Source organism: Streptomyces sp. NPDC006339, from assembly GCF_040612775.1.
GTDB lineage: Bacteria > Actinomycetota > Actinomycetes > Streptomycetales > Streptomycetaceae > Streptomyces.
On record NZ_JBEXQW010000014.1, the window covers coordinates 87,105 to 99,277 of the forward strand.

The window sequence follows — 12,173 nt, forward strand, 5'->3', positions numbered from 1 at the left end:
CCGCTGCCGATGAAGGATCTGGTGGACAGTCACATTAACCAGGACGGCTCCGCCATGGCGGCCTGTCCGAAACCCGCCGGGAAGAGTTGGCGAACTTTGCGCACTCCTCTGCCCGTTCGTCATACCAGTGGGTAATCTGACGGCCCGTGACCAGTCGTAAGCTCATATCCGCCCCCAGTCGCCGTACCGTCGTGAAGGCCGCCGCCGTGACGGCCGTCGTGACCCCGGCTCTGGTGGCCACCGCCCCGACCGCGCTCGCGGACACCGGGGCCCCGCAGTTCCTCCACGGCGTCGCCTCGGGCGACCCGCTTCCCGACGGCGTCCTGCTGTGGACGCGCGTCACCCCCACCCCCGACGCCCTGCCCGGTTCCGGTCTGGGCCCCGACGCCGAGGTCGGCTGGGAGCTGGCCGAGGACCGCTCCTTCACCCGGACCGTGGCGAGCGGCACCGCCGTCGCCACCGCGGCCTCGGACCACACCGTGAAGGTGGACGTCCGGGGCCTGCGCCCGGCCACGTCCTACTGGTTCCGGTTCACCGCGGGCGGGACCGTCTCCGCCGAGGGCCGCACCCGCACCGCGCCCGCCGCCGACACCGCCGCGCCCGGCGTCCGCTTCGGCGTGGTGTCCTGCGCCAACTGGGAGGCGGGCTACTTCTCCGCCTACCGCCACCTGGCCGCCCGCACGGACCTGGACGCGGTGCTGCATCTCGGCGACTACGTCTACGAGTACGGGACCGGCTCCTACCCGGACGCGAAGTACACCGTCCGGCGGCACCAGCCGGCCCACGAGACCGTCTCGCTGGCCGACTACCGCCTGCGGCACGCGACGTACAAGACGGACGCCGACCTCCAGGCGCTGCACGCGGCCCATCCGGTCGTCGCGATCTGGGACGACCACGAGATCGCCAACGACGCCTGGTCGGGCGGGGCCGAGAACCACACGCCGGGTGCCGAGGGCGCCTGGGCGGACCGGGTGGCGGCGGCCAAGCAGGCGTACTTCGAGTGGATGCCGGTGCGCACCTCGACCGAGGGCACGGTCTACCGGCGGCTGCGTTTCGGCCGGCTGGCCGATCTGCATCTACTCGACCTGCGCTCCTTCCGCTCCCAGCAGTCGGGGGTGGGCAGCGGCGCGGTGGACGACCCGGAACGCACCCTCACCGGGCGGGCGCAACTGGACTGGCTGAAGTCGGGCCTGGCCGCCTCGGACGCGACCTGGCAGTTGGTCGGCACCTCGGTGATGATCTCGCCGGTGGCGTTCGGCGCGCTCCCGGCGGACCTCCTCGGCCCGCTGGCCGAGCTCCTGGGGCTGCCCCGGGAGGGCATCGCCATCAACGTCGACCAGTGGGACGGCTACACGGACGACCGCAAGGAGCTGCTGCGGCACCTGACGGAGCGGGGCATCCGGAACACCGTGTTCCTGACCGGTGACATCCACATGGCCTGGGCCAACGACGTGCCGGTGAAGGCGTCGACGTATCCGGTGTCGGCCTCGGCGGCGACGGAGTTCGTGGTGACCTCGGTGACCTCGGACAACCTGGACGACCTGCTGCACGTGGCGCCGGGCACGGTCTCGGTGGTGGCGGCGGGGGCGATCAAGGCCGCCAACCGGCACGTGAAGTGGGTGGACATGGACCACCACGGCTACGGCGTGCTCGACGTGACCGCGGAGCGCTCGCAGATGGACTACTACACGGTCTCGGACCGGGCGGACCGGTTCGCGACGGCGGCCTGGGCGCGCTCCTATCGCACGCTCAGCGGAACGCAGCGTGTCGAGCGGGTGTACCAGCCGGTCCACTGACGGACACCGTCGCACGGTCATCGGACACCTCTCGGTCATCCGTACGACGATTTTCAGCCATGATCTCTTCTGTTAACAGAAGATCACACGGCTACGGCGGGTGGTGAGTTCGGGGCATCGAATCCGGACACACCGCCCGCCTTCGTCGCTTCTTCTGTTACGTGCATGTCTCAAACTCCGGAACCTGCGCAAGTTTTTCTTCCCGATGCACCGTTTTGCCCGACGGATGATTGGGCTTGATCGATCCTCAACGGAGCCTGACATGGACGCGTAATGTCCCCGCGGTGGCGAGGAAGTACCTCTCCACAACCCCCCGCGAGGAGTCACCCGTGCGTGCTCTTGTCCGTATATCGCCGCGTATGACACGTCGTCTGCTCGGCACCGCCGTCATGGCCGGAACCCTGGCCCTGGCCCCGCTCTCCGCCCCGGTCGCGGCCCCGTCGACCACCACCCTCGCCGCCGCCGAGGAGTGCGTGGACAGCCACGACGCCCACGACCACGACCACGAGGCCCTCTCCGGCGCCCGCAAGGCCAAGGGCGGCGCCACCAAGGCGGAGCCCAACGAGGTCACCGCCACCCAGGCCAAGGCCATGGACGAGGACCTGAAGAAGAGACTGGCCGAAGCCCGCGTCTCGGGCCGCGCCACGGCCGCCGCCGGCACCACCGCGGCCACCATCCCCGTCTACTTCCACGTCATCCACAGCGGGACGACGGGCAAGCTGTCCGCCACGGACATCAACAACCAGATGGCCGTCCTCAACTCCGCCTTCGGCGGCCAGGGCACCGGCAACGTGAACTCGGGCTTCCAGTTCAGCCTGGCCGGCACCACCTACACGGACAACCCCACCTGGTACAACCTGGCCTCCGGCTCCACCGCCGAGAAGCAGATGAAGCAGACCCTCCGCCAGGGCGGCGCCAACGCGCTGAACATCTACACCGCCAACCTCAGCGGCGGCCTGCTCGGCTGGGCGACCTTCCCGTCCTCGTACCAGTCCAACCCGACCATGGACGGCGTGGTCCTGCTCGACGCCTCCCTGCCCGGCGGCTCGGCGGCCAACTACAACCAGGGCGACACCGCCACCCACGAGGTCGGCCACTGGATGGGCCTCTACCACACCTTCCAGGGCGGCTGCAACGGCAACGGCGACTACGTCACCGACACCCCGGCCGAGAAGAGCCCGGCCTACGAGTGCCCGACCGGCCGTGACTCCTGCGCCTCCAAGACCGGTGCGGACCCGATCCACAACTTCATGGACTACACGTACGACGCCTGCATGTACCAGTTCACCACGGGCCAGGTGACCCGCATGAACGAGCACTGGACCGCGTACCGCGCCTGACGCACGTCCGGACACCACAGGTGTGGCCCCCGGGGAATCCCCCGGGGGCCACACCCCTGTGCGTCCGCGGCCCGGCCGGCGCCCTACAGGCTGTCGAGGAAGGCGAGCGCCACCGCCCAGGTCCGCTCGGCCGCCTCCGCGTCCCAGTCCGGCAGCTCCGGATCGGTGTACAGGTGCCCGGCGCCCCGGTAGCGGTAGACCTCCACGTCCGCACCGGCCTTGCGCATCTGGAGGTACCAGGAGGACAGCCACTCGTCCGTCTCGAACGGATCGGGCTCGGCCACGTGCAGTTGCACCGGCAGGTCGTCCACCGAGGCCGACTCCGCGATGTCCGAGGTGCCGTGGATCAGCAGCAGCCCCCGCGCCTTCTCGTCGCCCAGCGCCAGGGTCTGCGCCACCGAGGCGCCGAACGAGAAGCCCATGTAGACCAGTCCGCGCTCGGAGTACGGCGCCGCGGCCATGACCGCCCGCCGCAGCAGCTCGTCCTTGCCGATCCCGTCCCGCAGCGCCATGCCCTCCTCGACCGTCGTGACCGTCCGGCCGTCGAAGAGGTCCGGCGTCCACACCTGGTGCCCGGCGGCCCGCAGCTTCTCGGCCGCGGCCTCCACCGCGGGGGTCAGGCCGTACGCCGAGTGGAAAAGCATGATGTCCATGCGGCCCATCCTGCCACCCGGCCGGAACGCCACCGCTCTCAGCGCATGCTGCGCACATCCAAGTGGCGCAGCACCCGGTCCACCACCTCCGGGTCGGCCCCGGGCTCGCTGCGCGCCGCGAGCACCGCGTGCCGGGCCGCCGACATCATCTCCTTCTGGATCCGCTGGACCGCCTTCACCCGCTCCACGCGCTGCGCGAACGCGGCCCGCCGCTCCTCGTCCAGCACGTCCGGGCTGATCCTCGCCCCGATGTCGAAGGCCCCGCGCTGGAGCCGCTCGGCCACCTCCTCCGGCAGCTCCTCCACCTCCTCGATCTCCTTCAGCCGGTGCTTGGCCGCCTTCGCCGCGCGCAGCGCCAGCTCCCGCTCGAAGGCCCGCTCGGCGTCCGTGTCGGCCTGCACGCCCAGCCTGCGCACCAGCCAGGGCAGGGTGAGTCCCTGCACCACCAGCGTGGCGATGATCACGCAGAACGCGATGAAGATCAGCTCGTCGCGGCCGGGGAAGGGCGAGCCGTCCTCCGTCCGCAGCGGGATCGCGAGCGCCAGCGCCACCGAGGCCACCCCGCGCATCCCCGACCACCACATGACGACGGTCTCCCGCCAGCTCACCGGGATCTCCTCGGCGTAGTCGCGCCGGGTGTGCAGCCGCTTCGCCAGCCAGGTCGCGGGCAGCAGCCACAGGAGCCGGACCCCGACCACCACGCCGACGACGGCCGCGCCCCAGCCGAGCATCTCCCCGCCGCGGTCGTCGGCGACGCCGAAGACATGGATCAGCTCCAGGCCGATGAGCCCGAAGGCGATGCCGGTCACGAGGGTGTCGACGATCTCCCAGAACGTCTGCCCGGCCAGCCGCCCCATCACGTCGTCGGCGTCGATCGCGTACTCGGCGAGGAAGAGGGCCGTGACGAGGACCGCGAGGACTCCGGAGCCGTGCAGTTCCTCGGCGAGGACGTAGGAGACGAACGGGACGAGGAGGGTGAGCCCGGTCTGCAGGGTGGCGTCGCCGACGAAGCCCATCAGCTTGTTCGTGACCCAGCCGAGGACGAGCCCGACCACGACGGCCACGACGGCGGACAGCACGAGCTGCCCGAGCGCCTTCGGCCAGGAGAACTCCCCGCTGACCACGGCGCTGATCGCCACGTGGTAGAGCACGATCGCGGTGACGTCGTTGAACAGCCCCTCCCCCTCCAGGATCGACACGAGCCGCCGGGGCAGCCCGAGGGAGCCGGCCACGGCGGTCGCGGCGACCGGGTCGGGCGGCGCCACCAGGGCGCCGAGGGCCAGCGCGGCGGCCAGCGGGATGCCCGGCACCAGCGCGTTCGCGACCGTGCCGACGGCGGCCGTGGTGACGAAGACCAGGGCCACCGCGAGCAGGAAGATGGGCCGTCTGTTCGCCGCGAACTGCCGCCACGAGGTGCGCTGCACGGAGGCGTAGAGCAGCGGCGGCAGCACCAGCGGGAGGATGTACTCGGGCGGGATGTCGACGTTCGGCACGAACGGCAGGAAGGCCAGCACCATCCCGACGAGGGTCATCAGGACCGGCGCCGGCAGCCCGAGCCGCTCCCCGAGCGGAACGGTCAGCACGGCGCCGAGCAGCAGCAAGAACAACAGGGCCAATTGATCCACGGTCCTACCCTGTCATGCAGGTCCGTTTTGACCACAGTTGACCCCGTGGAGTCCGTGGTACGGGGTGGGTCAGAGGGCCCTTCGCATGGCGCGGTGCGGCATGCCCGCGTCCGGGAACTCGGGGCCGTACGCCTCGTAGCCGAGCCGCTCGTAGAAGCCGAGGGCCTGCGTCTGGGCGTGCAGGTCGACGGCGGCGAGCCCGCGCTCGCGGGCCGCGTCCTCGATGGCCCGCACGAGGGCGGCGCCCACGCCGAGGCCGCGGGCGGCCCGGGTCACCGCGAGCCGGCCGAGGGAGCCCACCGAGGCGTCGGCGCCGGTCTTGCCGACCGCGTCCGCCCCGTGCAGGAGCCGCCCGGTGCCCAGCGGCACGCCGTCCGCGCGGACCGCGAGCACGTGCACGGCGGTCGTGTCGTACGTGTCGTACTCGATCTCCTGGGGAACGCCCTGCTCCTCGACGAAGACCGCGCGGCGCACCGCGAAGCAGGCGTCCCGGTCGGCGGGCTCCAGCGCCTCGCGGACCTCGTACGCCACGGTTCCGGCGGCCTCGGCGGACCCGGCGGCCTCGGCGTCCGTACCGAGCGTGGTCATCGGCTCTCCGACGCGATCCGGTCGAGGGCGGTCTGCAGGTCCGCCGGGTAGGTGCTGGAGAACTCGACCCACTGGCCGTCGCCGGGGTGCTCGAAGCCGAGCCGCACGGCGTGCAGCCACTGCCGGGTCAGACCGAGGCGCTTGGCCATGGTCGGGTCGGCGCCGTAGGTGAGGTCGCCGACACAGGGGTGGCGGTGGGCGGACATGTGCACCCGGATCTGGTGGGTGCGGCCCGTCTCCAGCTTGATGTCGAGCAGCGAGGCCGCCCGGTACGCCTCGATCAGGTCGTAGTGGGTCACGGACGGCTTGCCCTCGGCGGTCACGGCCCACTTGTAGTCGTGGTTCGGGTGCCGGCCGATGGGCGCGTCGATGGTGCCGCTCAGCGGGTCCGGGTGGCCCTGCACCAGGGCGTGGTAGCGCTTGTCGACCGTGCGCTCCTTGAACTGGCGCTTCAGCGACGTGTAGGCGTACTCCGACTTCGCCACCACCATCAGGCCGGACGTGCCGACGTCGAGGCGGTGCACGATGCCCTGGCGCTCGGCGGCGCCGGAGGTGGAGATCCGGTAGCCGGCGGCGGCGAGGCCGCCGATCACCGTGGTGCCGGTCCAGCCGGGGCTGGGGTGGGCGGCCACCCCGATCGGCTTCATGATCACGACGATGTCGTCGTCGTCGTGGACGATCTCCATGCCCTCCACGGGCTCGGCCACGACCTGCACCGGCGCGGGGGCGCCGGGCATCTCGACCTCGAGCCACGCGCCACCGCTGACCCGCTCGGACTTGCCGACGACGGCGCCGTCGACCAGGACCTTGCCTGCGGCGGCCAGCTCGGCCGCCTTCGTACGGGAGAAACCGAACATGCGGGAGATGGCGGCGTCGACGCGCTCACCCTCCAGGCCGTCGGGAACGGGCAGCGTGCGGATCTCGGGACTCGTGCTCACCCGTCGAGTATGCCTTGTGTCGGCGGTGCTCCGTCCGTGAGCTCGGTCCCTGTGGACAACTCGGGCCCGCGCGGGAGGTCAGTCCTTGTGGACGGTGCCGTCGGGGTCCAGACCGCGGAAGGAGAGGATCACGATCAGGATGCCGCCGCAGACGATCGCCGAGTCGGCCAGGTTGAAGACGGCGAAGTGGGCGGGCGCGATGAAGTCGACGACCGCCCCTTCGAAGACGCCGGGCGAGCGGAAGACGCGGTCGGTCAGGTTGCCGAGCGCGCCGCCGAGCAGCAGACCGAGGGCGATGGCCCAGGGCAGGCTGTAGAGCTTGCGGGACAGCCGGATGATCACCACGATCACCACGGCGGCGATGCAGGTGAAGATGATCGTGAATGCCTCGCCCATGCCGAAGGCGGCGCCCGGGTTGCGGATCGCCTCGAAGCGCAGCAGGTCGCCGATCACCTTGATCGGCTCGCGCCCCTCCAGCTTCTCCACCACGAGCATCTTGCTGCCGAGGTCGAGGAGGTAGGCGACGAGGGCCACGACGAACAGCGCGGCGATCTTCCGCTTGCCCTTCGGCCGCTCCTCGGGAACGGCCGTCTCGTCGGCTCCCTCTGAATCCGGCGTACCGATGACGCTCTCCGCCTCTGCCACGTGAGTCCCTCAACCTAGGTGCCTGACTGTGCCCCGAGGGTACGGCACAGCCGTGCGCCGGGGTCAGCCCCGGCGCTCCTGCTTCTGCTTGTCCTCCACGCAGAGGGTGGCCCGGGGGAACGCCTGCATCCTCGCCTTGCCGATGGGCTTCCCGCAGACCTCGCACAGGCCGTACGTGCCCGCGTCGAGCCGCTCCAGGGCGTGCTCGGTCTGCTCCAGCATCTCGCGGGCGTTCGCGGCCAGGGCCAGCTCGTGCTCACGCGTGATGTTCTTGGTGCCGGTGTCGGCCTGGTCGTCGCCGGCGCCGTCGCCGGAGTCGCGCATCAGGCCGGTCAGCTCCTGCTGGGAGTGGGCGAGCTCGCTGCGCAGCCGGATCACCTCCGACTGGAGCCCGCTGCGGGCCTCGGCGACCTCCTCGGGCGTCCAGGGGTCCTCGCCCGGGCGTACGGCGAGCTCGCCGGCGCGTGCCGGGGGCACCGCGACGTCGGTCTCGGCCGTCGTGACGCCACCCGCGGTCTTCTTCGCTGCCACCGTCCTGGCTCCTGTCTTCTCGGTCACGGTCTTCCCGGCCCCGGCGGTCTTCCCGCCCGTGGCGGACTTCTTCTTCCCCGGGGTCGTCGCCTCCACCGGTTCGGCGACGACCGTCCCGTCGACGACCGCCTCCATGGCGACCGTCTTTCCGTCGGCCCTCTTCTTGGCGGCCGTCTTCTTCGCGGGCGCCTTTTTCGCCGGTGCCTTCTTCGCGGGCGCCTTCGCGGCCGCGGCCTTCTTGGCCACGGCCTTTTTCGCGGGCGCGGACTTCTTCGCGGCCGGTGCCTTCGCGACCGCCGTCTTCGTGGCCGTCGTCTCCTTCGCGGCGGTCTTCTTCGCCACCATGTCGCGGCCCCTTACACATTTTGTGATCTTGCTCGCGAATCGTGCTGGGACGATAAATCGGCCCAGAGCCCGCGGCAACGGGGCACGCCGCCCATTCCGCCCGCCCCGGCGCCCTGCGGGACGAGCCTGCCTCGGTTGTGCCCAGCTCCCCGGCCGGTTATCCGCGCCGGACCTCCCCCACTTGGCCGTGCCGGAAGTCCGCCGCGCCCGTGTGGCCATTCGGGTCACCGGTAAAACGGTCGGCCGACCCCGCCCGGGCCCCGTACACTGGGCGGAGCGAAAGGCTTGGATGGGGACGAGTAGCGTCGTACGCAGCCATGAGCGACCCGGGGACGGTGAGAGCCCGGGGGCGAGCCCGATGTGAAGCATCACCCCGGAGCTGCCGGAAGAAAGCCGCGGCCGTCGATGCGGACGCGGTGACTAGACCCGGCGTCGCGACCCCAATGAGGGGGCTCAGGGCGTCCGCGCCCGGGGCCAAGGAGGGTGGTACCGCGGGAGCCGTGCTCTCGTCCCTCCGACGGAACGAGGAACATCCGCCGGAGGAAGATCGATGTCTTCGCAGTACCGCCAGGTGCCCGCCCAGGTAGACCTGCCCGCGCTCGAGCACGCCGTGCTCGATTTCTGGCACGAGAACAAGGTCTTCGCCAAGACGCTGGAGCAGTCCGAGGGACGCCCGGAGTGGGTCTTCTACGAGGGCCCGCCGACCGCCAACGGCATGCCCGGCGCCCACCACATCGAGGCCCGCGTCTTCAAGGACGTCTTCCCCCGCTTCCGGACCATGCGCGGCTACCACGTCGCCCGCAAGGCCGGCTGGGACTGCCACGGCCTGCCGGTCGAGCTCGCCGTCGAGAAGGAGCTCGGCTTCTCCGGCAAGAAGGACATCGAGGCGTACGGCATCGCCGAGTTCAACGCCAAGTGCCGCGAGTCCGTGACCCGCCACACCGACGCCTTCGCCGAGCTGACGACCCGGATGGGCTACTGGGTCGACCTCGACGACGCCTACCGGACGATGGACCCCGCGTACATCGAGTCCGTGTGGTGGTCGCTCAAGCAGATCTTCGACAAGGGCCTGCTCGTCCAGGACCACCGCGTCGCCCCCTGGTGCCCGCGCTGCGGCACCGGCCTGTCCGACCACGAGCTCGCGCAGGGCTACGAGACGGTCGTCGACCCCTCGGTCTACGTCCGCTTCCCGCTGACCTCCGGCCCGCTCGCCGGCAAGGCCGCGCTCCTGGTCTGGACGACCACCCCGTGGACGCTGGTGTCCAACACGGCGGTCGCCGCCCACCCCGAGGTGACCTACGTGGTCGCCACGGACGGTGACGAGCGGCTGGTCGTCGCCGAGCCGCTGCTCGACAAGGCGCTCGGCGAGGGCTGGGTCACCACCGGTGAGTCCTTCACCGGCAAGGACATGGAGCGCTGGACCTACCAGCGCCCCTTCGAGCTGGTCCCCTTCGACGCCCCGGCGCACTACGTGGTCAACGCCGAGTACGTGACGACCGAGGACGGCACGGGTCTGGTCCACCAGTCCCCCGCCTTCGGTGAGGACGACCTCAAAGTCTGCCGCTCCTACGGCCTGCCGGTCGTGAACCCGGTCCGCCCCGACGGCACCTTCGAGGAGGACGTGCCGCTGGTCGGCGGCGTCTTCTTCAAGAAGGCCGACGAGAAGCTCACCGCCGACCTGGACGCGCGCGGCCTGCTCTTCCGGCACATCGCGTACGAGCACAGCTACCCGCACTGCTGGCGCTGCCACACGGCGCTGCTGTACTACGCGCAGCCGTCCTGGTACATCCGTACGACCGCCGTCAAGGACCGCCTTCTCCAGGAGAACGAGAAGACGAACTGGTTCCCGGAGTCGGTCAAGCACGGCCGCTTCGGCGACTGGCTGAACAACAACATCGACTGGGCGCTGTCCCGCAACCGCTACTGGGGCACCCCGCTGCCGATCTGGCGCTGCGAGGAGGGCCACCTCACGTGCGTCGGCTCGCGCGCCGAGCTGACCGAGCTGACCGGCACGGACCAGTCGGGCCTCGACCCGCACCGCCCGTACATCGACGACGTGACCTTCGGCTGCCCCACGGAGGGCTGCGCGCTGGAGGCCGTCCGCGTGCCGGAGGTCATCGACGCCTGGTACGACTCGGGCTCGATGCCGTTCGCGCAGTACGGGTACCCGTACCAGAACAAGGAGCTGTTCGAGAGCCGCTACCCGGCGCAGTTCATCTCCGAGGCCATCGACCAGACCCGTGGCTGGTTCTACACGCTGATGGCCGTGGGCACGCTGGTCTTCGACAAGTCCTCGTACGAGAACGTGGTCTGCCTCGGCCACATCCTCGCCGAGGACGGCCGCAAGATGTCCAAGCACCTGGGCAACATCCTCCAGCCGATCCCGCTGATGGACCAGCACGGCGCGGACGCGGTCCGCTGGTTCATGGCGGCCGGCGGCTCGCCGTGGGCGGCGCGCCGGGTGGGTCACGGCACGATCCAGGAGGTCGTCCGCAAGACCCTCCTCACGTACTGGAACACGGTCGCCTTCCAGGCGCTGTACGCCCGGACGTCCGGCTGGGCGCCGTCCGCCGCCGACCCGGCGCCGGCCGACCGCTCGGTCCTCGACCGGTGGCTGCTGTCCGAGCTGCACACGCTGGTCGCCGACGTCACGGAGGCGATGGAGGCGTACGACACCCAGCGCGCCGGCAAGCTGCTGTCCGCGTTCGTCGACGACCTGTCCAACTGGTACGTCCGCCGTTCCCGCCGCCGCTTCTGGCAGGGCGACGCCTCCGCGCTGCGCACCCTGCACGACGTGGTCGAGACGGTCACGCGCCTGATGGCCCCGCTCACCCCGTTCATCACCGAGCGGGTGTGGCAGGACCTGGTGGTCCCCGTGACCCCGGGCGCCCCCGAGTCCGTCCACCTGTCCTCGTGGCCGGAGACGGACGCCTCCCTCGTCGACCCGGTGCTGTCCGAGCAGATGCTGCTGGTCCGCCGCCTGGTCGAGCTGGGCCGGGCGACGCGTGCCGAGTCCGGTGTGAAGACCCGTCAGCCGCTCTCCCGGGCGCTGGTGGCGGCGAGCGGCTTCGCGGACCTCTCCGAGGAGCTCCAGGCACAGATCACGGAGGAGCTGAACGTCTCCTCCCTGGCCTCCCTGTCGGAGGTCGGCGGCAGCCTGGTCGACACGACCGCGAAGGCCAACTTCCGGGCCCTGGGCAAGCGTTTCGGCAAGGGCGTCCAGGACGTGGCGAAGGCGGTCGCGGCGGCCGACGCGGCGGCGCTGTCCCTGGCGCTGCGCGGTGGCGAGGCGACGCTGGAGGTGAACGGCGAGACGATCACCCTCACGCCCGAGGAGGTCATCATCACGGAGACCCCGCGGGAGGGCTGGTCGGTCGCCTCCGACTCGGGCGCGACGGTCGCGCTCGACCTGGAGATCACCCCGGAGCTCCGCCGGGCGGGCCTGGCTCGTGACGCGATCCGCCTGATCCAGGAGGCCCGCAAGAACAGCGGCCTGGACGTGGCGGACCGCATCGCCCTGCGCTGGACCGCCACCTCCCCGGAGACGACGGAGGCCCTCACCACCCACGCGGCCCTCATCGCCGACGAGGTCCTGGCCACGGACTTCGCGGAGGGCCCGGCCGACGACACCTTCGGCACGCCCTTCGAGGACGAGTCCCTGACCCTCACCTTCCGCCTCCGCAAGGCGTAGCCCCCCTCCCAACGAAGGGCC

Annotated in this window: 9 protein-coding genes; 3 read left to right on the forward strand and 6 right to left on the reverse strand. The window is 71.1% G+C overall.

From position 1 onward, the window contains the following. The first annotated feature begins 146 nt into the window (after window positions 1-146). Together ABZ135_RS13890 and ABZ135_RS13895 are read left to right on the forward strand one after the other, a co-directional pair. The gene (locus tag ABZ135_RS13890) at window positions 147-1,796 is read left to right on the forward strand and encodes an alkaline phosphatase D family protein (protein ID WP_356695195.1); all 1,650 of its coding nucleotides are present in this window, start codon (window positions 147-149) and stop codon (window positions 1,794-1,796) included. A 359-nt stretch (window positions 1,797-2,155) separates the two neighbouring features. After that, window positions 2,156-3,136 carry a zinc metalloprotease gene (locus ABZ135_RS13895; RefSeq protein WP_356695197.1) on the forward strand — a complete coding sequence of 327 codons (981 nt, stop codon included), beginning with the start codon at window positions 2,156-2,158 and terminating at the stop codon, window positions 3,134-3,136. Window positions 3,137-3,219: 83 nt separating this feature from the next. Here the strand turns inward: ABZ135_RS13895 and ABZ135_RS13900 are convergent, their stop codons facing one another. The 6 genes from ABZ135_RS13900 to ABZ135_RS13925 form a co-directional block, all read right to left on the reverse strand. After that, window positions 3,220-3,789 (reverse strand): dienelactone hydrolase family protein, encoded by a 570-nt coding sequence (locus tag ABZ135_RS13900; RefSeq protein ID WP_356695199.1) that lies wholly within the window; start codon window positions 3,787-3,789, stop codon window positions 3,220-3,222. 38 nt (window positions 3,790-3,827) lie between these two features. Then, the gene (locus ABZ135_RS13905) at window positions 3,828-5,414 is read right to left on the reverse strand and encodes a Na+/H+ antiporter (protein WP_356695201.1); all 1,587 of its coding nucleotides are present in this window, start codon (window positions 5,412-5,414) and stop codon (window positions 3,828-3,830) included. A gap of 69 nt (window positions 5,415-5,483) precedes the next feature. Then, entirely contained in the window at window positions 5,484-6,002 is a 519-nt protein-coding gene (locus ABZ135_RS13910) for a GNAT family N-acetyltransferase (protein WP_356695203.1), read from the reverse strand. Next, window positions 5,999-6,940 carry an RluA family pseudouridine synthase gene (locus ABZ135_RS13915; protein ID WP_356695205.1) on the reverse strand — a complete coding sequence of 314 codons (942 nt, stop codon included), beginning with the start codon at window positions 6,938-6,940 and terminating at the stop codon, window positions 5,999-6,001. Before ABZ135_RS13915 ends, ABZ135_RS13910 begins: the two co-directional genes overlap by 4 nt. A 78-nt stretch (window positions 6,941-7,018) precedes the next feature. Beyond that, window positions 7,019-7,585 carry a signal peptidase II gene (lspA, locus tag ABZ135_RS13920; RefSeq protein WP_356695207.1) on the reverse strand — a complete coding sequence of 189 codons (567 nt, stop codon included), beginning with the start codon at window positions 7,583-7,585 and terminating at the stop codon, window positions 7,019-7,021. A gap of 63 nt (window positions 7,586-7,648) precedes the next feature. Further along, on the reverse strand, window positions 7,649-8,461 hold the full coding sequence (locus ABZ135_RS13925; protein WP_356695209.1) for a TraR/DksA C4-type zinc finger protein: 813 nt from the start codon (window positions 8,459-8,461) through the stop codon (window positions 7,649-7,651). A gap of 550 nt (window positions 8,462-9,011) precedes the next feature. Here ABZ135_RS13925 and ileS point away from each other — a divergent pair. After that, on the forward strand, window positions 9,012-12,152 hold the full coding sequence (ileS, locus tag ABZ135_RS13930; RefSeq protein ID WP_356695211.1) for an isoleucine--tRNA ligase: 3,141 nt from the start codon (window positions 9,012-9,014) through the stop codon (window positions 12,150-12,152). Window positions 12,153-12,173 lie beyond the last annotated feature (21 nt).

Excerpts from the sequence above, each read along its gene's own strand:
- ABZ135_RS13900 (WP_356695199.1), bottom strand. The coding sequence starts at position 3,789 with ATGGACATCATGCTTTTCCACTCGGCGTACGGCCTGACCCCCGCGGTG.
- ABZ135_RS13910 (WP_356695203.1), bottom strand. The coding sequence starts at position 6,002 with ATGACCACGCTCGGTACGGACGCCGAGGCCGCCGGGTCCGCCGAGGCC.
- ABZ135_RS13925 (WP_356695209.1), bottom strand. The coding sequence starts at position 8,461 with ATGGTGGCGAAGAAGACCGCCGCGAAGGAGACGACGGCCACGAAGACG.
- ileS (WP_356695211.1), top strand. The coding sequence starts at position 9,012 with ATGTCTTCGCAGTACCGCCAGGTGCCCGCCCAGGTAGACCTGCCCGCG.
- ABZ135_RS13895 (WP_356695197.1), top strand. The coding sequence starts at position 2,156 with ATGACACGTCGTCTGCTCGGCACCGCCGTCATGGCCGGAACCCTGGCC.